Annotated in this window: 22 protein-coding genes and 1 tRNA gene; 12 read left to right on the top strand and 11 right to left on the bottom strand. The window is 70.8% G+C overall.

Annotated elements, in window-relative coordinates; genetic code table 11:
- The first annotated feature begins 196 nt into the window (after window positions 1-196).
- Window positions 197-1,276, top strand: coding sequence for a VIT1/CCC1 family protein (locus AB6V31_RS15395; protein WP_369366710.1), 1,080 nt, complete (start codon window positions 197-199; stop codon window positions 1,274-1,276).
- Window positions 1,277-1,402: 126 nt separating this feature from the next.
- Here AB6V31_RS15395 and AB6V31_RS15400 read toward each other — a convergent pair whose 3' ends face one another.
- The 6 genes from AB6V31_RS15400 to AB6V31_RS15425 all read right to left on the bottom strand — a co-directional run bounded on the left by AB6V31_RS15400 (window position 1,403) and on the right by AB6V31_RS15425 (window position 6,296).
- Window positions 1,403-2,449, bottom strand: a complete 1,047-nt coding sequence (locus AB6V31_RS15400; RefSeq protein WP_369366712.1) for an isopenicillin N synthase family dioxygenase — start codon at window positions 2,447-2,449, stop codon at window positions 1,403-1,405.
- Window positions 2,450-2,599: 150 nt separating this feature from the next.
- Window positions 2,600-3,412, bottom strand: a complete 813-nt coding sequence (locus AB6V31_RS15405; RefSeq protein WP_369366799.1) for a metal ABC transporter permease — start codon at window positions 3,410-3,412, stop codon at window positions 2,600-2,602.
- Window positions 3,412-4,281, bottom strand: a complete 870-nt coding sequence (locus AB6V31_RS15410) for a metal ABC transporter permease (RefSeq protein ID WP_369366714.1) — start codon at window positions 4,279-4,281, stop codon at window positions 3,412-3,414. Before AB6V31_RS15410 ends, AB6V31_RS15405 begins: the two co-directional genes overlap by 1 nt.
- Complete coding sequence (locus AB6V31_RS15415; RefSeq protein ID WP_369366715.1) at window positions 4,278-5,066, bottom strand: metal ABC transporter ATP-binding protein; 789 nt, start codon at window positions 5,064-5,066, stop codon at window positions 4,278-4,280. The genes AB6V31_RS15410 and AB6V31_RS15415 overlap by 4 nt, the downstream gene beginning before the upstream one ends.
- A complete protein-coding gene (locus AB6V31_RS15420) occupies window positions 5,063-6,007 on the bottom strand; it encodes a metal ABC transporter solute-binding protein, Zn/Mn family (RefSeq protein ID WP_369366718.1) in 945 nt (314 codons plus the stop codon). The genes AB6V31_RS15415 and AB6V31_RS15420 overlap by 4 nt, the downstream gene beginning before the upstream one ends.
- A gap of 203 nt (window positions 6,008-6,210) precedes the next feature.
- Window positions 6,211-6,296 (bottom strand) — tRNA-Leu (locus AB6V31_RS15425).
- Between the two features lie 141 nt (window positions 6,297-6,437).
- Here AB6V31_RS15425 and AB6V31_RS15430 point away from each other — a divergent pair.
- Both AB6V31_RS15430 and AB6V31_RS15435 read left to right on the top strand, forming a co-directional pair.
- Complete coding sequence (locus AB6V31_RS15430; protein WP_369366720.1) at window positions 6,438-7,739, top strand: M20/M25/M40 family metallo-hydrolase; 1,302 nt, start codon at window positions 6,438-6,440, stop codon at window positions 7,737-7,739.
- Between the two features lie 8 nt (window positions 7,740-7,747).
- Window positions 7,748-8,593, top strand: a complete 846-nt coding sequence (locus tag AB6V31_RS15435) for an undecaprenyl-diphosphate phosphatase (protein WP_268103923.1) — start codon at window positions 7,748-7,750, stop codon at window positions 8,591-8,593.
- Window positions 8,594-8,803: 210 nt separating this feature from the next.
- On the opposite strand, the gene AB6V31_RS15440 is transcribed toward AB6V31_RS15435, so the two are convergent.
- Window positions 8,804-9,670, bottom strand: coding sequence for a PAC2 family protein (locus tag AB6V31_RS15440; protein WP_056231963.1), 867 nt, complete (start codon window positions 9,668-9,670; stop codon window positions 8,804-8,806).
- Window positions 9,671-9,798: 128 nt separating this feature from the next.
- Here AB6V31_RS15440 and AB6V31_RS15445 point away from each other — a divergent pair, with 128 nt between their 5' ends.
- The 9 genes from AB6V31_RS15445 to lnt all read left to right on the top strand — a co-directional run bounded on the left by AB6V31_RS15445 (window position 9,799) and on the right by lnt (window position 19,750).
- On the top strand, window positions 9,799-10,497 hold the full coding sequence (locus AB6V31_RS15445) for an HAD family hydrolase (protein ID WP_369366723.1): 699 nt from the start codon (window positions 9,799-9,801) through the stop codon (window positions 10,495-10,497).
- Complete coding sequence (locus tag AB6V31_RS15450) at window positions 10,494-11,513, top strand: tRNA (adenine-N1)-methyltransferase (RefSeq protein ID WP_144784873.1); 1,020 nt, start codon at window positions 10,494-10,496, stop codon at window positions 11,511-11,513. Before AB6V31_RS15445 ends, AB6V31_RS15450 begins: the two co-directional genes overlap by 4 nt.
- A gap of 9 nt (window positions 11,514-11,522) precedes the next feature.
- The gene (locus tag AB6V31_RS15455; RefSeq protein ID WP_156371760.1) at window positions 11,523-12,470 is read left to right on the top strand and encodes an FKBP-type peptidyl-prolyl cis-trans isomerase; all 948 of its coding nucleotides are present in this window, start codon (window positions 11,523-11,525) and stop codon (window positions 12,468-12,470) included.
- 97 nt (window positions 12,471-12,567) lie between these two features.
- A complete protein-coding gene (locus AB6V31_RS15460) occupies window positions 12,568-13,560 on the top strand; it encodes a YafY family protein (RefSeq protein ID WP_074694898.1) in 993 nt (330 codons plus the stop codon).
- Entirely contained in the window at window positions 13,557-14,531 is a 975-nt protein-coding gene (locus AB6V31_RS15465; protein ID WP_369366725.1) for a WYL domain-containing protein, read from the top strand. Before AB6V31_RS15460 ends, AB6V31_RS15465 begins: the two co-directional genes overlap by 4 nt.
- Window positions 14,532-14,619: 88 nt before the next feature.
- A complete protein-coding gene (tatA, locus tag AB6V31_RS15470; protein WP_056231943.1) occupies window positions 14,620-14,871 on the top strand; it encodes a Sec-independent protein translocase subunit TatA in 252 nt (83 codons plus the stop codon).
- Window positions 14,872-14,934: 63 nt separating this feature from the next.
- Complete coding sequence (tatC, locus tag AB6V31_RS15475) at window positions 14,935-15,696, top strand: twin-arginine translocase subunit TatC (protein WP_056231938.1); 762 nt, start codon at window positions 14,935-14,937, stop codon at window positions 15,694-15,696.
- Complete coding sequence (locus AB6V31_RS15480) at window positions 15,693-18,176, top strand: DEAD/DEAH box helicase (protein ID WP_369366728.1); 2,484 nt, start codon at window positions 15,693-15,695, stop codon at window positions 18,174-18,176. Before tatC ends, AB6V31_RS15480 begins: the two co-directional genes overlap by 4 nt.
- 5 nt (window positions 18,177-18,181) lie before the next feature.
- On the top strand, window positions 18,182-19,750 hold the full coding sequence (lnt, locus tag AB6V31_RS15485) for an apolipoprotein N-acyltransferase (RefSeq protein WP_369366729.1): 1,569 nt from the start codon (window positions 18,182-18,184) through the stop codon (window positions 19,748-19,750).
- Window positions 19,751-19,765: 15 nt separating this feature from the next.
- Here the strand turns inward: lnt and AB6V31_RS15490 are convergent, their stop codons facing one another.
- The 4 genes from AB6V31_RS15490 to AB6V31_RS15505 all read right to left on the bottom strand — a co-directional run bounded on the left by AB6V31_RS15490 (window position 19,766) and on the right by AB6V31_RS15505 (window position 22,436).
- Window positions 19,766-20,137, bottom strand: a complete 372-nt coding sequence (locus AB6V31_RS15490) for an RNA polymerase-binding protein RbpA (RefSeq protein WP_056231926.1) — start codon at window positions 20,135-20,137, stop codon at window positions 19,766-19,768.
- Window positions 20,138-20,230: 93 nt separating this feature from the next.
- Entirely contained in the window at window positions 20,231-21,028 is a 798-nt protein-coding gene (locus AB6V31_RS15495; RefSeq protein ID WP_074694900.1) for a glycerophosphodiester phosphodiesterase family protein, read from the bottom strand.
- Window positions 21,028-21,963 carry an SPFH domain-containing protein gene (locus AB6V31_RS15500; RefSeq protein ID WP_369366731.1) on the bottom strand — a complete coding sequence of 312 codons (936 nt, stop codon included), beginning with the start codon at window positions 21,961-21,963 and terminating at the stop codon, window positions 21,028-21,030. Before AB6V31_RS15500 ends, AB6V31_RS15495 begins: the two co-directional genes overlap by 1 nt.
- On the bottom strand, window positions 21,960-22,436 hold the full coding sequence (locus AB6V31_RS15505; RefSeq protein WP_369366732.1) for an NfeD family protein: 477 nt from the start codon (window positions 22,434-22,436) through the stop codon (window positions 21,960-21,962). The genes AB6V31_RS15500 and AB6V31_RS15505 overlap by 4 nt, the downstream gene beginning before the upstream one ends.
- Between the last annotated feature and the right edge of the window lie 16 nt (window positions 22,437-22,452).

Here is a 22,452-nt window from a genome sequence, read left to right on the forward strand (position 1 = left end):
TCCGGAACGGCTCGGCCCCGCCCCGCCTCCCCGCCGCCCGCGACCCCCGGTTTCGCGGCCCCGAAATGCTGGCACCGAGCCCTCGGCATCCGCGTCTTTCCGGGCTTCGGGGGGCCGAAATGCTGTCAGTGTGGGCCGACGCGCCCGAGGGGGTGAACCCGCCTCACTACGGTGGGGACGACCCGAAGGAGCACCCGTGACGACCCCCGCCACACCCACCGCCCGTGATCGCCGCCGCTGGGCGCGCTATCTCGTCGACGAACGCGCCGAGGCGCGCGTGTACCGCGAGCTCGCCTCGCGCCGCACCGGGGAGGAGCGCGACATCCTGCTCGCCCTCGCCGAGGCCGAGGGCCGCCACGAGCAGCACTGGCTCGATCTCCTCGGCGAGGCGCCCAAGCGCCTGCCCGCGCCGGGCATCGGCACCCGACTCCTGGCGTGGATGGCCCGCCGCTTCGGCTCGATCTTCGTGCTCGCCCTCGCCCAGAACGCCGAGGCCCGCTCGCCCTACGCCGACGAGCCTCACGCGACCCCCGCGATGGCCGCTGACGAACGCGTGCACCACGAAGTCGTCCGCGGTCTCGCCGCGCGCGGGCGCCGACGCCTCTCGGGCACCTTCCGCGCCGCCGTCTTCGGTGCGAACGACGGTCTCGTGTCGAACCTCGCCCTGGTGATGGGCGTCGGGGCGACCGGCGTGGCCCCCAGCTTCGTGCTCTTCAGCGGTATCGCGGGCCTGCTCGCCGGCGCCCTGTCGATGGGCGCGGGGGAGTTCGTCTCGGTGCGGTCGCAGCGCGAGCTGCTCGAAGCCACCGAGGAGAGCGACTTCGCCGACTCCGCTCTTCCTCACCTCGACCTGGATGCCAACGAGCTCGCGCTCGTCTACCGCACGCGCGGGATGGATCCGGATGCCGCTCTCGACAAGGCCCGCGACGTGGTCACCGCGGCGCAGGCCGGTACCGCACCCGCCGCAGCCGCCCCGGGGGAGTCGTCGCACGAGGTCGTCGGTAGCGCCTGGGGCGCGGCCCTGTCGAGCTTCCTGTTCTTCGCCTCGGGCGCGATCATCCCGGTACTGCCGTGGATCTTCGGCATGGCCGGCTTCCCGGCCGTGGCTCTCGCGCTGGGCCTCGTCGGCATCGCGCTGATCGGCACCGGCGCCATGGTCGGTCTGCTCTCGGGCGCCTCGCCGATCAAGCGGGGACTCCGCCAGCTCGCGATCGGGTTCGGCGCGGCCGCGGTCACCTACGTGCTCGGCCTGCTGTTCGGCGTGTCGGCGGGCTGACGCGGCGAGGGGCGCTGCCCTCGGGGCAGCGCCCGCCGCGCGGCGCTCACCTCCCGACCACGCCGCCGGTGCCCCGCGGTCGCGTCGCGCTCGACCCCCGCCCGCGGCCCCGCTGTCGCGTCGCGCTCAGCCCCGGCTCGCCGCCGTCACCCGGGCGGCCTCGCGCGCGGCGCCGACGTTCTTCCGCCCCGCCCGCGAGCCGGCGAGCTTGGCGGCGATGTGCTCGCGCACCGTCACCGGCTCGTACAGCGCCGGGGCCCCGGCCGAGACGAAGTGGGGGAGCGGGGCGATCACGGCGTCCGCGTTCCCGTCGTGGAAGAACGCCGCCGACCGTCGACGCTCGATCGTCCCGTCGACGACCGGTGGCTTCACCCGGTGCAGGGTCGACATCCACCGGTCGTTCGTCAGGCGTGCCGCGACGTCACCGAGATTGACGAGCAGAGCGCCTCGGGCGGGCGAGACGTCGTTCCACGAGCCGTCCTGGCCGAGCACCTGGAGTCCCGCGATCTGATCCGCCCAGAGCACGGTGACGAGACCGAAGTCGGTGTGTTCGCCCATGCCGGTCAGCTCCGCCCCCAGCTCGATCGAGCCCGGCGGGAGGGCGTAGTTGTTCATGCGCAGCACGTCGATGGAGTGATCGGTCACGTCGTCGAAGAAGTCGTCGGGCACCCGGAGGGCTGCCGCGAAGATCCGCGTCAGAGTCTGTGCGACACGTCGCGCCTCGCCGTAATAAGCGCGGACGGCCGGTTCGAAGATGCGCGTCTCGGCGGGCCAGGTGTTCTCGGCGTAGTCCGCCGGCGTCGCGGTGCTCCCCGGATACTCGGCGGCCGAGGTCCCCACGTTGAACGCCTCGAAGAAGTCGTTCATCCGCGTCACCGGGTCGACGCCGAGGCTGTAGCTCAGGGACTCGCTTTTCGGCGGGCTGTACCCGCGATTCTCGGACGCGGGCCGCACGTACGCCTTCTTGGTCTCCAGGGGCAGGGCGAAGAATTCGTCGAGCCCTTCCGTCAGCTCCGAGATCACGGCATCCGGGATGCCGTGACCCACCACCTGCATGAAGCCCACGGTGCGACACGCGTGGTCGATCGCGGCGACCACCGCGGCGCGCGCGTCGGGGGAGCCGGGTCCCACCCAGGCGGAGATGTCGATCGTCGGCACGGAGAACGCGGGCATGCCCCGACGCTAAGCGGCCGATGTCACGCGGGTGTTTCCGCGCCGTCACGGGCGGCGTGACGGGGCGCGTGTCGTTCGCATCGTCACCGCGAGGGCACCGCACCTGGTCGCATCGCACCTGGTCGCATCGCACGGGGTCACGGCGCCGGGTCACGGCATCCGGGATCGTCCCTCCCGGCGACGACGCCGACGCGCCGCCAGGCGTGCCCCCGCGTACAGCAGCGCCCCGATGGCCGTGGCGAAGAAACCGATCGGCAGGTCGGTGCCGACCGACAGCGCGATCGACGTCCAGACCGTGCCGAGCGTGAGGGCGACCGAGAGGGCCATCCCCTGTCCGGGTGTGCGCGTGAGAGCCTGCGCCGCTGCCGGGGGACCGACGAGCAGCGCGAACATCAACAGTGCGCCCACCATCGGCACGCTCACCGTCGTCGCCGCAGCGATCACGAGGGCGAACACGAGGTCCACTCCCGTGACGCGTATTCCGCGCGCGGCGGCGAGGGCGGGCGAGACGGATGCCAGCAGCAGGGGCCGCGCGATGAGCGCGACGAGCGCGAGACAGCAGACTCCGAGCAGGCCCATCGTGGCGAGCTGATCGGGCGACACCCCGAGGATCTGGCCGAACAGCAGGGCGAAGACCTGCGCCGAGTACTCGCGCGAGCGGCTGAGGAACAGGGCGCCGAGCGCGAGCATCGTCACCAGCGTCAGGGCCGTGACGACATCGTGCCGCGCCCGGCGCCCGAGGAGCACGATGCCCACCGCCCCGCCCGCGGCGAAGACGCCGAGCCCGACCAGCGGGTTCACCCCGACGAGGACGGCCCCCGCCGCCCCGGCGAACGCCCCGTGCGGCACGGCATGGGCGAAGAAGGCGTTGCCGCGCAGCACGACGAAGAAGCCGACAATACCGGCGACCACCGCCACGATCGTCCCTCCCGCCCACGCGGTCATCAGGTACGGCGCGAACATCACCCCACCGCCATCCGGTGCCCGAAGGGACGCAGGGCCGTCACGGTCCGCGCCCCGACGTACCCGAGGAACACCGCCGCGACGATCGTGAAACTGACGGGCCAGCTGCTGCCTCCGAACCAGTCGAAACTCGCGAAGGCCACCAGGCACCCCAGCCACACTTCGACCACCGCGATGACCGCGGCGAGCGCCGCTGCCGTGCTCAGACGCCGCGTGAACAGCAGCGCGGTCGCGGCGGGTCCGATCAGCAGTGCGGTCGAGAGGATCGCCCCGATCGACAGGGACGACAACTGGACGGCGAGGGCGAGGGCGACGAGGAAGAGCGTGCTCGCCGTTCTCGGGGGGACACCGCGCGCAGCGGCCAGATCGCGGTCGAGGGTCTCCAGTGCCACCCACCGCCAGATCGCCGTCATGATCGCGAGGGTGACCACGCCCAGCGCGACGATGACGGGCACGAGGGCGCTGTCGAGGGAGAACAGCGAGCCGAACAGCACCGAGATCGCGGCGTTGCTGGATCCGCCGATGAGGGTGTCGAGGGTCAGGAACAGGGCGGTCAGCCCCATGCCCGCACCGAAGACGATGCCCGTGGCCACATCGCGGCCCTCCAGTCGCCGGGTGCCGATCGCCTCCATCGCGACCGCCGAGATCACCCCCGCGAGGACGAACCCCCACAGTTGGCTCACGCCGAGTAAAAACGCCCCCGACCCCCCGACCGCACCCAGATCGGCGAGCGCGTGACCGGCGAAGGACTGACCCCGCGTGATCGTGAACACCCCGACGACGCTCGACACCACGGCGACCACGGTTCCGACCGCGAGAGCCGTCTGCACCGTCGGACTCGCGAAGAACGCCGAGAGCACCGCGCTCACGTGTGCGTCACGGCGTCGTCGGCGACGACGAAGGTGCGCCCGGCCGTCTCGACCACCCGCATCGGCGAGCGGTACAGCGCGCTCAGCACGTCGTCGCGCACCACCTCGGCGGCAGTGCCCACCGCGGCGCGCCCTCCCGCCAGGTAGGCGACGCGGTCGAGCACCGGCAGCAGCAGGGTCAGATCGTGCGCCGTGACCACGATCGCCACGTTCGAGCGGCGCCGCAGGTCGTCGAGGAGGGCGACCACGTCTCTCGCGCTGACCGGGTCGAGGCTCGCGAGCGGCTCGTCCAGCAACAGCAGTGTCGGACGGCTCACGATCGCGTGCGCGAGCAGGACGCGCTGCTGCTGTCCGCCCGAGAGCTCGCCCACCCGCGCGTCGGCGAAATCCGACGCGCCCACTTGCGCCAGCGCAGCGTCGACCGCCCCGCGCAGGCGACGCCGACCGAGAGGGATACCGAGCCGAGCCCCGTCGAGACCCAGCATCACGACATCGCGGGCGCGCAGCGGCGCCTGCGGGTCGAGGCTGATCTTCTGCGGCACGTACCCGATGCCCGCGCGTCGATCCGGACGCCGCACCCCTCCCGCCTGAGGGCGCAGGATACCGAGCAGCACCCGGAGCAGGGTGGTCTTGCCCGCGCCGTTCGCTCCGATCAGCCCGACGATCGCCCCCGGCGGCACGTCGAGGTCGACGTCGTCGAGGACGGTCCGGCCACCGAGACGCACCGCGATCCCGCGCGCCCGGAGGACGACGTCGGGATCGCGGAGCCGGGACGCCTTGCTCACAGGTGCTCGGTGGAGGTGCCCTGGGTGGCGGCGGTCTCGAGAGCCTTCACCTCGTCGAGCATCCAGTCCTGGTAGTGGTGGTTTGCCGGCATCGTCTCGTATACGCCCACCACCGGGATGCCGTTGTCCTTGGCGAGCTGCAGGTACTTGTCGGTCGTGTCGTCGGTGACCTGCTGGTTGTAGAGGAACACCTTCACCTGCTTGCCGGTGAAGAGGGAGTCCTGCGTCGCGGTGTCCTGCGCCGAGGGATCGGTGTCGTTCATGATCGCGGCCTGCAGATTCCAGGGCGTCTCGACGTCGGCATCCGCTGCGTCCAGCATGAAGTCCGCGACGGGCTCGGTCACCGCGACGGGTGTCTTCGGGTGGTCCTCCGCGAACGCCGAGAGCGCGTCTGTCCAGTCCGACAGGGACGCGGTGAAGGTGGCGAGGTTCGCGTGGAACGCGTCGGCGCTCGCCGGATCGAGCTCGCTGAGCCTGTCGGCCACGGCCTTGGCGACCGCGGGCATGGTCTTCGGGTCGTACCAGAGGTGGGGGTTGTCGGTGCTGTCGGGAAGTCCCAGCACGTCCTGTGCCACGATCACCGATCGGCTTTCGTCGGGGGAGGCCTTTTCGAGATCGGACATGAAGTCGTCGTAGCCGAGACCGTTCTGCACGATGAGTTTCGCGCCGGCGATCTCCTTGGCCACGCTCGCGCTCGCCTCGAACGTGTGCGGATCGGTGTTGGGGTCGCTCAGGATCGCCGAGACGTCGACGCGATCTCCGCCGATCTGCTGCACGACGTCGGCGTACTCGTTCTCGCCAGCGACGACCGTGATCTTCGGGCTCGAGTCGGCGGTCGCGGCGGGAGCGGTCGACGATGCGCCTGTCGCACACCCGGCGAGGACCAGGGTTAGTAGCGAGGCGGAGGCGGTGGCGGCGACGACGGTGCGCGCTGTCTTCATGGAGGTCGGTGTCCCTTCGCGATCGGTTCTCTGGGAATGAGAACCGTTATCACGAAGGAACGTAGGGAGGGAGGCTATGCCGAGAGAAGCGGCGGCTATCGGTTCCCTGAACGCGCGCGGACCCCCACGCGGGCTGCGAGCGCTACCCGGCGCAGAAACGAAGAAGACCCCCCGGGACGAACCCGGGGGGTCTTTCTCATGTGTGCGCGAGGGGGGACTTGAACCCCCACGCCCGTTAAAGGGCACTAGCACCTCAAGCTAGCGCGTCTACCTATTCCGCCACCCGCGCATCTGGGTGTTTTGCTGCTTTCGCAACGAAGAACGACATTACCACGCTCCCGACCCCGCCTCGAATCGGTGCCGCTTCCCGGGCGCGTCTCGGGGCGACGCGCGGCGGGCTGCGACGCTCGTCCCCGGTACCGTAGTGCGCATGCCCGAGCTCGAATCCGACATCCCCGAGGTCGCCCGCGTCGCGCGCGACCTCATCCGGTTCGACACCTCGAACTACGGCGGGGGCCGTGCCGAGGGCGAGCGCGAGGCGGCCCAGTACGTCGGCGCGTACCTCGAAGCCCTCGGTCTCGAGGTCGAGTACTACGAGCCCGTCGACCGCCGCACCAACGTCTGCGCCCGCATCCCGGGTCGTAATCCCGACAAGCCCGCCCTGATCCTCCACGGCCACCTCGACGTGGTGCCCGCCGTCGCCGCCGACTGGAGCGTCGATCCGTTCGCCGGCGAGATCCGCGACGGCGTGCTGTGGGGTCGGGGGGCGGTGGACATGAAGGACATGGATGCCATGATCCTCACCGCCGTGGCCGACGTGCTCCGCGCGGGGGAGCAGCCCGAGCGCGACATCATCGTCACGTTCTTCGCCGACGAGGAGAACGGCGGCGTCGAGGGCTCGGCGCTCGTCATCCGCGACCGGCCCGAATGGTTCGCCGGCGCGACCGAGGCCATCAGCGAGGTCGGCGGGTACTCGATCGCCGTCGGCGACCGCCGCGCGTACCTGCTCCAGGTGGGCGAGAAGGCTCTCGTGTGGATCAAGCTCGTCGCCCGCGGCCGTGCGGGCCACGGCAGCGGCCTGCACGCCGACAACGCCGTCACGAAGCTCGCCGAGGCCGTCGCGGCCCTCGGTCGCACCGAGTGGCCGATCCGCCTGACCGACACGACCGCCCAGCTCCTCGAGGGTCTGGCCGAGATCACCGGTGACGACGCGGGCGACCCCGACGCGCTCGCCCTGCGCACCGGCGCGGCATCCAGCTTCATCCGCTCGACCCTGCGCACCACGACGAACCCGACCGGTCTCACCGCCGGGTACAAGCACAACGTCATCCCCGACCGTGCCGAGGCGCTCATCGACGTGCGGGTGCTGCCCGGCACCGAGGAGGCGGCCTTGGCCGACATCCGCCGCATCATCGGCCCCGACGTCGAGATCGAGATCGTCCACCAGGACATCGGGCTCGAGGTGCCGTTCTCGGGCGACCTGGTTGACGCGATGGTCGCTCAGCTCGGCCGTCACGACCCGGGCGTGCCCGTCCTGCCGTACCTCATGGGCGGGGGCACCGACAACAAGGCGCTGTCGACCCTCGGCATCGCCGGTTACGGATTCGCGCCGCTGCGTCTGCCCGCCGGTCTCGACTTCACCGGGATGTTCCACGGTGTCGACGAGCGCGTCCCGATCGACGCGCTCTCCTTCGGTCAGCGAGTTCTCGCCGACCTCATCCGCACGTACTGAAGGACCGCATGCACATCTTCGAGGTCATCATCCTCGGGCTCGTCCAGGGCCTGACCGAGTTCCTCCCCATCTCCTCCAGCGCCCACCTCCGCATCGTCGGAGAGTTCCTCCCGTCGAAGACCGACCCGGGTGCGACCTTCACCGCGATCACGCAGATCGGCACCGAGCTCGCCGTGCTGATCTACTTCCGCAAGAAGATCGTGCGCGTCATCTCGCGCTGGTTCGGCTCGCTCACCGGCAAGGTGCCGCGCACCGACCCCGACGCCCGCATGGGGTGGCTCGTCATCATCGGCACGCTGCCGATCGCGCTGCTGGGTGTGCTCCTGCAGAGCCTCATCCGCGATAACTTCCGCAGCCTGTGGATCACCGCGGTGGTGCTGATCGTGTTCGGCATCCTGCTCGGCCTCGCCGACCACTACGGAAAGCGCCGTCGCGACCTCGACGACCTGACGTACCCGCACGGCATCGCCTTCGGTGTCGCTCAGGCCCTCGCGCTCGTCCCCGGCGTCTCCCGTTCGGGGGCGACCACGACCCTCGGTCGCGCCCTCGGGTACAAGCGCACGGCGGCCGCGGAGTACTCGTTCCTCCTCGCGGTGCCGGCGGTCTTCGCCAGCGGCTTCTTCGAGCTGTACAAGAGCTTCGACGAGGGCACCGGCCCGTACAGCCTGGGTGAGACCGCGATCGCGACGATCATCGCGTTCGTCGTCGGGTACGTCGTCATCGCCTTCCTCATGCAGTACCTCAAGCGCGGCAGCTTCCTGCCCTTCGTGATCTACCGCGTCGCTCTCGGCGTGCTCATCATGGTGCTGTTGACCCTCGGTGTGCTGCCGGCGTACTCGGCCATCACCGGCTGACCCCGGATGCCGCGAAGGCGTCGTCCCGTTCGGGGCGGCGCCTTCGTCGTGTGCGGGCGGGCCGTGGGGTCCGGTGGCTTCGACGGGCTCGGTCGCCCCGGCTCGCGCGCGCGGCTTGCGGTGGTCTCGAACGGCACGGCCACCGGAGCGCACCGCAGAAGGTCCCTGAGCCTGTCGAGGGACCGGGGGAGTCGTCGCCGACCCGCCCGCTCAGCGTCGGGGCGGGTCGTCGCGTCCGGGTTTGGTGGGGCCGTCGCCGCCGCGGCGCAGGTAGCGCTCGAACTCCTGGGCGATCGCGTCCCCCGAGGCTTCGGGCGAGTCCCACGTGTCACGGGTCTGCTCGAGCTGGCGGATGTACTCGCTCATCTCGTCGTCGTCGGCCGCGGCCGCGTCGATCGAGGCTTCCCACAGGCGCGACTCGTTCTCGAGGTCTCCGCGCGGGACCGCGATGCCGGTGATCGACTCGAGCTTCTCGAGCAGGGCGAGCGTGGCCTTGGGCGAGGGGGTGTGCCCGGCGACGTAGTGGGGAACGCTCGCCCAGAGGCTCGCGGTCGGGATGCCCACGGTCTCCGAGACATGGCCGATGGCGCTCAGGATGCCGACCGGCCCCTCGTACAGGCTCCGCTCGAGGCCCAGGCTCTGGCGCACGCCCTCGTTGTCGCTGCCCGCGAAGACCGAGATGGGGCGCGTGTGCGGAACGTCGGACATCATCGATCCGAGCGCGACGAAGCCCGTGACGTCCTCGCGCAGGGCGACGTCGATGAACTCGGCGGCGAACGCCTGCCAGGCGCGCGCGGGCTCCACCCCGACCAGCAGCCAGATCTCGGCGTCGTCGGAGCGCTTCACGGGACGCAGGAGCGTGGCCTCGGGCCAGGTGAGGGTGCGGCGGCCCTCGGCATCCAATCCGACCTGGGGGCGGGTGTACTGGTAATCGAAGTACAGCTCGGGGTCCACCGAGTGGACGACCTCGTACTCCACATCGGCGCGCAGCATCGATGCCGCCGCCGATGCGGCTTCTCCGGCATCGTTCCACCCGTCGAACGCGGCGACGATGATCCGGCGACCCAGTGCGTCCACGCAACCTCCTCTGCCCCGTCGGGGCTGGCTTCCAGAATAGGCGCACCCGCGGAGAGCGAGCCGGTCCCGCCCGGCGAACGGCACGGGGGCCGGACGGGTGCGCACCGGGCCCTCAATAGGATGGAGCGATGACTTCCCCCGCTCCCGCCGCCGTCCTCTGGGACATGGACGGCACGCTCGTCGACACCGAGCCGTACTGGATGGCCGCGGAGACCCCGCTCGTGGAGCGCTTCGGGGGGACCTGGTCGCACGAGCAGGCGCTCGGGATGGTCGGCCTGGCCCTCGAGGACTCCGCCCGGCTGCTGCAGAACGCGGGCGTGCCCTGGGGCGTCGACGAGATCATCTCGTACCTGACCGACGAGGTGCAGCGCCAGCTCGCCGTGACGGGTGTGCCGTTCCGCCCCGGTGCCCGCGAGCTCCTCGCCGATCTGCGCGCCTCGGGCGTCAAGACCGCCCTCGTCACGATGTCGATGCGCCGTATGGCGCTGTCGGTGGTGGAGCTCATCGACTTCCCGGCCTTCGACCTCGTGGTCGCCGGCGACGACGTCGAACGCCCGAAGCCGTACCCCGACCCGTACCTGCAGGCGGCCGCGGCGCTCGGCGTCGACATCCGCGACACCGTGGCGATCGAGGACTCGCCGAACGGTCTGCGCTCCGCCCTCGCGAGCGGTGCCGTGTCGCTGGGCGTGCCCCTCATGGTGCCCCTCGAGGGGCTCGGGGCGCACGCGCTGTGGCCGAGCCTCGAGGGCCGCACGACCTCCGACCTGCGGGCGCTCCACGCCGCCCACACCCCGATCCACCCCGAAGAGACACGAGTCACCCGATGAGCGAGACCCCCCACCTGAGCGGCCCCTTCCGGGTCGGCGACCGGGTGCAGCTGACCGGCCCCAAGGGCCGCATGCACACCATCACCCTGCGCGAGGCGGGCGAACTGCACACCCACAACGGCGTGCTGAAGCACGAGCTGCTGGTCGGCCAGCCCGACGGCAGCGTGGTGACCAACAGCTCCGGTCACGACTACCTGGCCGTGCGCCCGCTGCTGCGCGACTTCGTCATGTCGATGCCGCGCGGCGCCGCGATCGTCTACCCCAAGGACGCCGCGCAGATCCTCGCGCAGGCCGACATCTTCCCGGGGGCCACGGTCGTGGAGGCCGGTGTCGGCTCCGGAGCGCTGTCGCTGTGGCTGCTGCGCGCGATCGGTCCGGCCGGTCGCCTGCTGTCGTTCGAGCGCCGCGAGGAGTTCGCCGACGTCGCCCGCGCCAACGTCGAGACGTTCCACGGCGAGATGCCCGCGACGTGGGAGGTCGTCGTCGGCGATCTGGTCGAGAGCCTCCCGGATGCCGTGGCCCCGGCCTCGGTCGACCGCATCGTGCTCGACATGCTCGCGCCCTGGGAGTGCATCGACGCCGCGGCCGACGCGCTGACCCCCGGCGGCGTGGTGCTCTGCTACATCGCCACCGCCACCCAGCTCAGCCGTGTCGCCGAGTACATCCGCGCCACCGGACTGTTCACCGAGCCGGATGCCAGCGAGACCATGGTCCGCGGGTGGCACGTCGAAGGGCTCGCGGTCCGCCCCGATCACCGCATGGTCGCTCACACGGGCTTCCTCATCACCGCGCGCCGCCTCGCCCCGGGGGCCGTCCCGCCCGAGGTCAAGCGCCGCGCCTCGAAGTCGAGTTACGGCGACGAGGACGTCGAACTGTGGACTCCCGGTGCCGTCGGCGACCGCCAGATCACCGACAAGAACCTGCGCAAGCGCGTGCGCGAGGCGCAGAAGTCCGCCGAGGGGGTCCGTCAGTCCGTCGCGGGCGCCTCGTCGGAAGAGCCCGGTTCGACAGCCTAAACTGATCCGGTGCGTAGACTCCCCGCTCTCGTTGCCGTGACCGCCCTGGCCGGATTCGGCCTCGTCGGGTGCTCGGCATCCGCCGCCTCGTCGTGCCCGACGCCCACCGACAGTGCGATCGCCTCGGTGGTCGACGCCAGCGGTGATTTCGGTACCGCCCCCACGGTCTCGGTGCGTTCTCCTTTCGTGCCCGAGGCGGCCGGGACCCAGACCCTCATCGAGGGCGACGGGCAGCGCATCACGAGCGACGACCAGCTCTCGCTCGTCGACGTGACGGTGCTCGACGCCGCCACCGGCTCGCAGCTCGTGGCGACCACGTACGGGTCCGACGTGAAGTCGGCGACGCCGCTGCCCCGCCTGACGCAGGCCATCCCCGCCGTCGCGCCGCTGCTGCACTGCGTGGCCGAGGGCTCGCGTGTCGCGGTCGCCATCCCCGGTTCCGACCTCGGCGCCCAGGGCGCTCAGGCGCTCGGCGTGAATGAGGGCGACGGAGCGGTCTTCGTCTTCGACGTGCGCAAGGTCTTCCTCCCCGCGGCCGACGGTGCCGACCAGTACAACGCGGACTCGGGCATGCCCTCGGTCGTCCGCGCCCCGGACGGCACGCCCGGTGTGGTCATGCCCGCCGGCGACGCTCCCACGCAGCAGCGTTCGCAGACCATCAAGAAGGGCGACGGCGAGGTGCTGACCGGCGACTCCTCGGTCGTCATCCACGTCCAGGGCGTCGCGTGGGGTGCCACGACCACCTTCGCCTCGACCTGGAAGAACGGCGCGCCCGGCCAGGCGACCGTGTCGCAGCTCCCGCCGGCGATCGCCTCGGCCCTCGAGGGCGCGACGGTCGGATCGCAGTTGCTGATCGTCGTCCCCGCCGACCAGACCGCCCAGGATCAGCAGGTGCTCAAGGCTCCCGCGAACTCCGCACTGGTCTACGTCATCGACGTCCTCGGCACCGTCGGCTGATCGGCATCCCCGATCGGTCCGCGCGAAGCGGGCTCTCGGGAGGTCGCGTGGCGCCCCGTGCCGTTCCGGCCGGCCGCTCGACGCCTAGGATGGGCGGGTGCCCGCCACCGTGTCCCGCAGCGCTCCCGAGGAGCGTCTGGTGAACCTCGTCGTCGCCCTCATGGCGACCGAGCAGGGGCTGACGAAGGACACGATCCTGTCGTCCGTCGCGGGCTACCGGGAGCAGCTCGAGGCGGGTGCGTCGAAGGACGCGCTCGAGAAGATGTTCGAACGCGACAAAGAGAGCCTGCGCGGCCTCGGCGTCCCGATCGAGACGATCGGCAATCGCGCGGACCCCGACGACCTCCGCGAGGCGCGCTATCGCGTGCCGACCGCCGAGTACGCGCTGCCCGAGGACATCACCTTCAGCCCCGCCGAGGTGGCGCTGCTGAACATCGCGGGCGGCGTGTGGGGGAGCGAGTCCCTCTCCGCCGACGCGCGAAGCGGTCTGCGCAAGATCCGCGCACTCGGCATCGCCGTCGACGAGCCGATCATCGGCTACGCCCCGCGCATCCGCGTCCGCGATGCGTCGTTCGCCGCGCTCCAGAGGGCGATCGAGCAGTGCCGCGTCGTGACCTTCACCTACCTGCGCCCCGGCGAAGCGCGACCGCGCGAACGCCGCGTGCAGCCCCTCGCGCTCGTCGAGTACGAGGCGCGGTGGCACGTCTACGGCTACGACCTGAACGTCGACGCCGACCGCACGTTCCTGCTCTCGCGGATCGTCGGCGAGGTGACGCTCACACGCAAGGGTTTTCCCGCAGAACTGCGGGAAGGAGCCGGGGAACGGGCCCTCGAGGGCCTGCGCGCCGTCGCCGAACGCCAGCGCGCCCTCCTCGAGGTGCACCCCGGCACCGAGGCGGCCCTGCGCCTGGACCGCCGCGCCGAACAGGCGCCCCAGGGAATCCGCGTGCCCTACGTCGACCTCCACGTCTTCGCCGACGAGCTCGCCTCGTACGGCCCCGAGGTGCGGGTGGTCGAACCCGCCGACCTGCGCGCCGAGGTCATCCGACGGCTCGAGGCCACCCTCGCCCTGCACGGGGGTGCCGAGTGAGCACCGATCGCCCCGTCGCCGCACTGGATCGCGCCGCGCTCCTGCTCCAACTCGTGCCGTACCTGCTCGGCAAGGGCGAGGTGTCGGTGGCCGAGGCCGCCGCGGAGTTCGAGGTCGCCCCCGATCAGATGCGCGCGATGGTCGAGCGTCTCACGGTGATCGGCCTTCCCGGCGAGCAGGGCTACTGGCAGCTCCCGCACGACCTCTTCGACATCGACTGGGACCTGCTCGACCGCGACGACGTCATCGCCATCACGAACACCGTGGGGCTCGAGCGCTCCCCGCGCCTGACCGCGCGGGAGGCGGCCGCTCTTCTGGCCGGGCTGCAGTTGGCCCGCAGCCTTCCCGGCTTCGGCGACAGCGAGCTCGTCACCGGGCTCCTCTCGAAGCTCGCGCGGGGCGCATCGACCGCGCCCGCCGCGGTGATCGTCGCCCCCGGGCCGGTCGACGGCGTCCGGGACGTGGTCGACGAGGCCCTGCGCTCGCGCGTCGCGGTCACGTTCACCTACCGCGCCCCCGGGGCCGAGCCGATCAGCCGGACGGTCGACCCCATCAAGGTCCACATCGCGAACGGGCAGTGGTACCTGCAGGGCTGGGATCACCTGCGCCAGGCCGTGCGCACCTTCCACCTCGACCGCGTTGGCGACGCCCGCGTCACCGACATCCCGGCCGCGCACGGCGCCGACCCCGTGCCCGAGCTGTTCGCCCCGGCGGACGACGAGGTCGTCGCGCGCTTCCGCTTCCCTCGAGAGGTGGCGCCCCTGCTGGCCGACTACCTCGAGCGCGCCGAGATCGACGACGCCGACGACGGCCGGGCCGTGGCATCCCTCCGGCTCGCCGACGAGCAGAGTCTCAAGCGCCTCGCGGCGCGCCGCGGGGGAGTGGTCGAGCTCGTCGAACCCGCCGGAGCCCGCCGGGCCGCCGCCGCGTGGGCGGCCGCGGGTCTCGCGCAGTACGCGCACGAATCCTGACCGTTCCCGCCGGATTCCCGCGCGTCGGAGCGCACGACGAGCGCCCGGGTTAGACTGAGACACCGCACGAACGAGACGAGGAGTCCTCATGTTCCAGGGTTTGACCGGATGGCACCTGCTCATCGTTCTGGCTGTCATCCTTCTTCTTTTCGGTGCCGCCAAGCTCCCCGCGCTCGCCAAGAGCATGGGACAGTCGGCACGAGTCTTCAAGAGTGAGATGAAGGAGATGAAGCGCGACGACGAGGTCGCTGCCGCATCCGAAGCCCCGCGCGCCACCGACATCGGCACCACGCCGACCGTCGCTCCCGAGCCGCGCAGGTCGACCGACCCCACCGTCTAACCCGTGGCGACGGCAGGACCGCCGCGTATCGACGTGCCCGAGGGGCCGCGGCGCGACAAGCGCATGTCGATCGGGGCGCACCTGGTCGAGCTGCGCAAGCGGCTCATGATCGCGGCGCTCGCCCTCGTGGTGGGCATGGTGATCGCGTTCATCATCACCGACCCGATCATCCACCTCATCACCGAGCCCATCCGCGTCATCGCGGAGCGGCGCGGAGACGACTTCTCGGCGCTGAACTTCACCTCGGTGACCTCGGCGTTCGACCTGCGCATGCGCATCGCGTTCTCGATCGGCATCTTCCTCTCGGCACCGGTGTGGCTGTGGCAGATCTGGGCGTTCATCATGCCCGGGCTCACGCGCAAAGAGATCCGTTACACGGTCGGGTTCGTGGCATCCGCCGTCCCGCTCTTCTTCGTGGGCTGCTGGGTGGGCCTGCTGATCGTCCCGCACGTGATCGAGCTGATGTGGGGCTTCACGCCCGAGGGTGGCGTCAACTTCTACAACGCGGTCGACTACTACGACTTCGTCTTCAAGCTGATGATCGTGGTCGGCGTCGCGTTCGTGCTGCCGGTGTTCCTCGTCGCGCTCAACGTGGCGGGCATCATGAGCGGCAAGGCGATCCTCAAGGGCTGGCGCGTGGCGATCCTCATCGCCACCCTGTTCTCGGCCCTGGCCACCCCCGCGGCCGACATCATCAGCATGCTGATGCTCGCCGGCATCCTCACCGTGCTGTTCTTCGCGGCGGCCGGGGTCTCGATGCTGTTCGACCGGCGAAAGGCCCGTCGCCTCGCCGCGGCCGAGATGCCGTCGGGGCCCACCGCGTGAGTTCACCGAGTCCGGCCGAGCGCTTCGCTCGCGCCGCCGCCCGCTCCACGCACCCGCACACGGCGGACTTCGCCGAGATGCAGCGTTTCGAGCTCGACGACTTTCAGATCGCGGGATGCCACGCCCTCGAGGACGGCCGCAGCGTGCTGGTGGCCGCGCCCACCGGTGCCGGAAAGACGATCGTCGGCGAGTTCGCGATCCACCTCGCCATGCTCGAGCCCGGCGACAAGGCGTTCTACACCACGCCCATCAAGGCGCTGTCGAATCAGAAGTTCCACGAGCTGCAAGAGGTGTACGGCGACGACGAGGTCGGCCTGCTGACGGGCGACACGAACATCAACGCCTCGGCGCGCATCGTCGTGATGACCACCGAGGTGCTGCGCAACATGCTGTACGCCGACTCGCCGGCCCTGCGCGGTCTGCGATTCGTCGTGATGGACGAGGTGCATTACCTCGCCGACCGCTTCCGCGGCGCGGTGTGGGAAGAAGTGATCATCCACCTTCCGCCGTCGGTGAAGCTCGTCTCGCTGTCGGCGACCGTGTCGAACGCCGAGGAGTTCGGCGACTGGCTCGACACCGTGCGCGGCGACACCGAGGTGATCGTGTCGGAGACCCGCCCGGTTCCCCTCGAGCAGCACGTGCTCGTGCGCGGCGACCTGTTGCCGTTGTTCGACGACCGGGCCGGAGTTGCCACCGCGCAGGTCAATCAAGAGCTGCTGCGCATCCGCGGCGGCAACGCCGGGGGATACGAGAACAACCGGCGCGCGCAGGAGTACCGCTCCCAGCGTCACGCGGGCGGCCCCCGCCACGCCCACCAGCGACGCGGCGGTCACAAGCCGCTGCGCGCCCAGCAGGGCCCGCGCATCGAGCGCATCGACCGGCCCGAGGTCGTCGAGCTGCTGCAGCGCAACCACCTGCTGCCCGCGATCTTCTTCATCTTCAGCCGGGCCGGGTGCGATGCCGCGGTGCAGCAGCTGCGCCGCGCGAACGTACGGCTGACCTCCGCCGAGGAGCGCGTCGAGATCCGTCAGATCGTTGACGAGCTGACCTTCACCCTCAAGGACGAAGACCTCGCCGTCCTCCACTTCTGGGAGTGGCGCGACAACCTCGAACGCGGAATGGCTTCGCACCACGCGGGTCTCCTCCCGGCGTTCAAAGAGGTCGTCGAAGAGCTGTTCCGCCGCAAGCTCGTCAAGGTCGTCTTCGCGACCGAGACGCTCGCCCTCGGCATCAACATGCCGGCGCGCACCGTCGTGCTCGAAAAGCTCGAGAAGTTCAACGGCGAGGCCCGCGTCGCGATCACGTCGGGGGAGTACACGCAGCTGACCGGTCGCGCCGGCCGTCGCGGCATCGACGTCGAAGGCCACGCGGTCGTACAGTTCACCGAGGGCCTCGACCCGCAGTCGGTCGCAGCCCTCGCCTCGCGCCGCACCTATCCGCTGAACTCGAGCTTCCGGCCCACGTACAACATGGCCGTGAACCTCATCGACCAGTTCGGTCGGGCACGCGCCCGCGAGATCCTCGAGTCGTCGTTCGCGCAGTTCCAGGCCGACCGCTCCGTCGTCGGACTCGCGCGGCAGGTGAAAGAGGCCGAGGAGTCGCTCGCCGGCTACGAGAAGGCGATGACGTGCGACCGCGGCGACTTCCGCGAGTACTCCACGATCCGCCGCGAGCTGAGCGATCTCGAGAAGATCAATCGACGGGATGCCACGGCCCCCCGCCGTCTGCGCGATGAGCGGCAGCAGCAGATCCAGTCGCTGCGCAAGCGCATGCAGCGGCATCCGTGCCAGTCGTGCCCCGATCGTGAGGCCCACGCCCGCTGGGCGGAGCGCTACTGGAAGCTCAAGCGCAGTACCGACAAGACCCGCCACCAGATCGACCAGCGCACCGGCACCGTCGCGCGCGTGTTCGACCGCGTGGTCGAGGTGCTCGCGGCGCTGGAGTACGTCGCGATCGAAGACGACGGTGCCACGGTGCTGACGCGTGCCGGGCGCACGATGCGCCGCATTTACGGCGAACGCGACCTGCTCGTGGCCGAGTCGCTCCGTCAGGGACTGTGGGAGGGGTTGGACGCCCCCTCGCTCGCGGCCCTCGCCTGCTGCCTCGTGTACGAACCGCGTCGCGACGAAGCGGGCCCGGGGGAGCGCGGTCTGCCCCGCGGTGCCTTCCGCGGGGCCCTCGACGCCACGCAGACTCTGTGGCAGGAGCTCGACGACCTCGAACGCGACCACCGGCTGCCGGGCTCGGAGTCACCCGCCTCGGGCCTCGCGCCGGCGATGCACGCGTGGGCGAAGGGCCTGCCGCTCGACAGCGTGCTGACCCTCGCCGACATGGCCGCGGGTGACTTCGTGCGCTGGGCGAAGCAGACGATCGACCTGCTCGATCAGATCTCGCTGGTCGCCGAACCGCCGCTCGCCAAGACCGCGCAGACGGCGCTCGACTCGGTGCGCCGCGGCATCGTGGCCTACACGTCGGCATGAGCGCGATGACGACGCCCCGGGGGTCGGTGACTCCTCCGTTGCGCCTCGCTTTCGCGGCGCCCCTCGCCGTAGTGGCGGGGCTGCTGCTCGTTACCGCGTTCCCCGCGCTCGCCTGGTGGCCGATGGCGTTCCCCGCCGTCGCCCTGGCCCTGGTGACCCTCATCGGCCGACGGTTCTGGTCGGCCGTGCTGATCGGGTTCCTCTTCGGGGTGGCGTTCTTCTCGGTCAATCTGCTCTTCACCGCTCGCTACCTTGGACCCATCCCGTGGGCGGCCCTGTTCGTCCTCGAGGCGTTGCTGACAGCCGTTCTGGCGGCACCGATCGCCCTGGCCTATCGGTGGATGCCACGCGTCGCGCCGGGGCACGTGGGACGGCTCCTGCTGCTCCCCGCCCTCGTCGCGGCGCTGTGGACCCTGCGCGAGCAGATCGTCGGCTCGTGGCCCTACGGCGGCTTCCCGTGGGGGCGCATCGGCGTCTCGCAGGTGAACGGCCCCTTCGCCGAGGTGGCGTCGTGGGTGGGCATGTCGGGGCTGTCGTTCCTCGTCGTGCTCTTCTGCGCGATGGCCGTCGAGTTCGTGCGCGGTGGCCGCCCCCGTCGTGTGACCGGCGTGGTCCCCGCGGCGGCGGTGCTCGTCGTGCTGGTGGCGTTGCCCGCGTTCCCCACCACCGACGCGGGTTCGATCCGCGTGGGCGCGGTGCAGGGCAACGGTCCGGCGGGGTACTTCGACCAGCGCACGCGCAACGCGGTGTTGAACGCGCAGCTCACGGCATCCGCCCCGCTGTTCGGCCAGAAGATGGACGTGCTGCTCTGGCCCGAGGGCGGCGTCGACTCCGACCCCACCTCGAACCCCGCGACAGCGGCGGCGCTCGGCGAACTCTCCCGGCGGATGGACGCCCCGCTGCTGATCTCGGCCGTCACCGAGCGCGGCTCCGAGCTGTTCAACTCGTCGCTGCTGTGGACGGCGGTCGGGCAAGAGGGGACGACGTACGACAAGCGGCATCCCGTGCCCTTCGGCGAGTACGTTCCCGACCGGTCCTTCTGGGAGCCGTTCGCCCCCGACCTCATCGGTCTCATCGGCCGCGAGTACACCCCCGGAACCGCCCCTCCGCTGATCGACCTCAACGGGATCGGCGTGGGCCTGGCGATCTGCTTCGACGTCATCTACGACGACGTCGTATGGGACGGCGCCGACGAAGGCGCCGAGGTCTATATGTTCCAGACGAACAATGCGGACTTCCGGGGCACCGACGAGAACCTTCAGCAGCTCGCGTTCGCGCAGATGCGCGCGATCGAGACGGGCCGCGCGGTGGTCAACCTGTCGACCGTCGGCACGAGTCAGGTGATCGCTCCGGACGGGTCGACGCTCGACTCCCTGCCGCCCGACACCGCCGGGCACATGCTCACCGACGTGCCGCTGCGCACCGGGCTCACCCCCGCGGTCGTGATCGGGCCGGCCGTGAAGATCGTCCTCGGGTGGGGCGGCATCGCCGCTCTCCTCGCCGCCGGCCTGATCGCCGGGATCCGGGTGCGACGCACGAAGAAGACGCCGACCCCCGAAGGGGCCGGCGTCTGAATCAGCGGGTCAGCGTCAGGCGCTGAGCTTCTCGTTCCCTGCGCCGCGACGAGCGCGGACGAACGCGAGGCGCTCCTCGAGGAGTTCCTCGAGCTCGGGGATGGTGCGACGCTCCAGGAGCATGTCCCAGTGCGTACGGGCGGCCTTGTCGGCGCTGTGGTCGACCGTCGCCGTGCCGTCGCCGATGCGAAGAAGCGCCTCGGCGCCGCAGGTGCGGCACTCCCACGCGTCGGGAACCTCGGCGTCGGCAGCGAAGGTCAGGACGGTGTCGCGTCCGCAGGTGCTGCAGGAGTAGGTGTGTTGTGCACGGTCGTGGAACACGACGCCGTCTTCGCTCTGGAGGCTTTGGGCGCCGAGTCGGATGCCGCGGAGACTGCGGTCTGCCATTTTGTGGTCCTCTCGTCGGTCCCCATGTATAACGTTCGCACCTGTGCGCTTTATTCGAACTCCGCGCGTCCTGACGAGTTTCACAGTGGATGCTCAGACAGCCGCTGTTCCCCGTGTGTTTACCAGCGCGATGGCCGCGTCGGCGCGGTCGGTGACGAGGCCGTCCACGCCGAGGTCGAGCAGCCGGGACATGTCGTCTTCGTCGTTCACGGTCCACACGTGCACCTCGACACCGGCGGCGTGCGCGTCTCGCAGCAACCCGCGCGTGACCACGGGGATCGGCCCCTGACGCTCGGGGATCTGCAGGGCGTCGACCTCGCTCAGGAGAGAACGGACCAGGCGGGTCCGGTGCAGCGCGCGAGCGGCGAGAAGGCGGGCGATCGTCGCCGACCCGGGCGAGGTGGCCGGACGCATCCGCGCCCCCGCGGCCCGCGCGGCGGCGAGGGCATCGCGTCGACGCTCGTCGGAGAAGCTCGTGACCAGGACGCGCTCGGCGTGCGGGGCGACGAGGCGGCCGACCTCGCCCGCTGCGGCCGCGGCCTTCACATCGAGGTTGAAGCGCACGTCGGGGAAGGACTCGAGGGCCTGGACCAGCGTGATGAGCCCCCCGCGCTCCGACATCAGCTCTTCGATCTCGTGCAGGCGGACGTCGGCGATGGCCCGCGGATCATCGGCGACCCGCCGCAGGTCGTCGTCGTGGAACAGCACGACCTCGCCGTCGGCGGTGAGGTGGCAGTCCGACTCGACGTAGTCGGCTCCGGCGGCGTGCGCCTCGGCCACCGCGGCGAAGGAGTTCTCGGCCACCCCGTGCGCGGCGGCATCCGCCGTCACCAGACCGCGGTGGGCGAGCACACGCGGGGCGTCCGGGGAGAGGTAGGGATGCCGCGTCATCACGGAGCCGAGCTCGGCGGGGACGCCGCGGCGGGGGAGTCGTCGCCCGCGCGCGAGACGAACGCGCCGGAGATGCCCTTCAGCGCCTCGGTGAACTCGCTCGGGATGATCCACAGCTTGCTCGACGAGCTGTCGCTGATCTTCGGCAGCGTCTGAAGATACTGGTACGCGAGGAGCTTGTCGTCGGGCCGGCCCTCGTGGATCGCCGTGAACACCGAGTGGATCGCCTCGGCCTCACCCTGCGCGCGCAGGACTGCCGCCTGCTTGTCGCCCTCGGCCTCGAGGATCGCCGCCTGACGGCGCCCCTCGGCCTCGAGGATCTGCGACTGCTTGGACCCCTCGGCGGTCAGGATCGCGGCGCGGCGATCGCGTTCGGCTCTCATCTGCTTCTCCATCGAGTCCTGGATCGAGAGGGGCGGATCGATCGCCTTGAGCTCGACGCGTCCCACCCGAATGCCCCATTCTCCCGTGGCCTCGTCGAGGACGACGCGCAACTGACCGTTGATGTTGTCGCGGCTGGTGAGCGCCTGCTCGAGGTTGAGGCCGCCCACGACGTTGCGCAGGGTCGTGGTCGTCAGTTGCTCGACGGCGCCGAGGTAGTTGGCGATCTCGTAGGTCGCGGCCCGGGCGTCGGTGACCTGGAAGTACACGACCGTGTCGATCGAGACGACCAGGTTGTCCTCGGTGATGACCGGCTGCGGGGGGAACGAGACGACCTGCTCGCGCATGTCGATCAGGGGCCGCACGCGGTCGACGAGGGGGACGACGAGGTTCAGGCCCGGGCTGAGCGTCTTGTGGTAACGGCCGAGTCGCTCGACCACTCCGGCGCGGGCCTGCGGGATGATCCGGATCGCGCGGAACAGCACCACGACGACGAAGATCACCACCACGGCCGCGAGGACCCACCCGATCGTGACGGGGATCAGATCGTTCATGATGTCGCCTCCTGGCTTCGCGCGCGGACGACGGCGGTGGCGCCGTCGATACGGACGACCTCGATGCGCGTGGCGGGGTCGATCCGGGTGTCGGTCTCGGCGCGCGCGGTCCACACGTCACCGTTCGAGAGCTTGACCTGCCCGGGGACCGACGCCGACATCCGCGACAGGACGAGGCCCTCGAGACCCAGCAGCGCCTCGACGTTGGAGGGCCGCGGATCGGCGTCGCGGTGCAGTCGTTGCAGCAGGGGCGGACGCACGAACAGCAGGAGCGCGACCGAAGCGACGGCCGCGACGATGATTTGCAGCCAGAGGGGTGCGCCCACCAGGTCGGAGACGAGGCCGATGAGGCTCCCCACCGCGACCATCAGGAACGTCAACTCGCCGGTGAGCATCTCGCACACGAGGAAGACGAGGATGAGCAGGATCCAGGCGATCCAGGCCCACATCTCGACGATGGAGAGAACGTCCATTTCGTGCCTCCTGGCC

Origin of the sequence: Microbacterium sp. 16-032 (assembly GCF_041079455.1) — a bacterium.
Taxonomy (GTDB): Bacteria; Actinomycetota; Actinomycetes; order Actinomycetales; family Microbacteriaceae; genus Microbacterium; species Microbacterium testaceum_A.

Coding starts and splice junctions, on each gene's coding strand:
- AB6V31_RS15500 (WP_369366731.1), bottom strand. CDS start 21,963: ATGAACGATCTGATCCCCGTCACGATCGGGTGGGTCCTCGCGGCCGTG.
- AB6V31_RS15435 (WP_268103923.1), top strand. CDS start 7,748: ATGCACATCTTCGAGGTCATCATCCTCGGGCTCGTCCAGGGCCTGACC.
- AB6V31_RS15400 (WP_369366712.1), bottom strand. CDS start 2,449: ATGCCCGCGTTCTCCGTGCCGACGATCGACATCTCCGCCTGGGTGGGA.
- AB6V31_RS15405 (WP_369366799.1), bottom strand. CDS start 3,412: ATGTTCGCGCCGTACCTGATGACCGCGTGGGCGGGAGGGACGATCGTG.
- AB6V31_RS15490 (WP_056231926.1), bottom strand. CDS start 20,137: ATGGCAGACCGCAGTCTCCGCGGCATCCGACTCGGCGCCCAAAGCCTC.
- AB6V31_RS15430 (WP_369366720.1), top strand. CDS start 6,438: ATGCCCGAGCTCGAATCCGACATCCCCGAGGTCGCCCGCGTCGCGCGC.
- tatA (WP_056231943.1), top strand. CDS start 14,620: ATGTTCCAGGGTTTGACCGGATGGCACCTGCTCATCGTTCTGGCTGTC.
- AB6V31_RS15420 (WP_369366718.1), bottom strand. CDS start 6,007: ATGAAGACAGCGCGCACCGTCGTCGCCGCCACCGCCTCCGCCTCGCTA.
- lnt (WP_369366729.1), top strand. CDS start 18,182: ATGACGACGCCCCGGGGGTCGGTGACTCCTCCGTTGCGCCTCGCTTTC.
- AB6V31_RS15445 (WP_369366723.1), top strand. CDS start 9,799: ATGACTTCCCCCGCTCCCGCCGCCGTCCTCTGGGACATGGACGGCACG.
- AB6V31_RS15495 (WP_074694900.1), bottom strand. CDS start 21,028: ATGACGCGGCATCCCTACCTCTCCCCGGACGCCCCGCGTGTGCTCGCC.
- tatC (WP_056231938.1), top strand. CDS start 14,935: ATGTCGATCGGGGCGCACCTGGTCGAGCTGCGCAAGCGGCTCATGATC.
- AB6V31_RS15505 (WP_369366732.1), bottom strand. CDS start 22,436: ATGGACGTTCTCTCCATCGTCGAGATGTGGGCCTGGATCGCCTGGATC.
- AB6V31_RS15450 (WP_144784873.1), top strand. CDS start 10,494: ATGAGCGAGACCCCCCACCTGAGCGGCCCCTTCCGGGTCGGCGACCGG.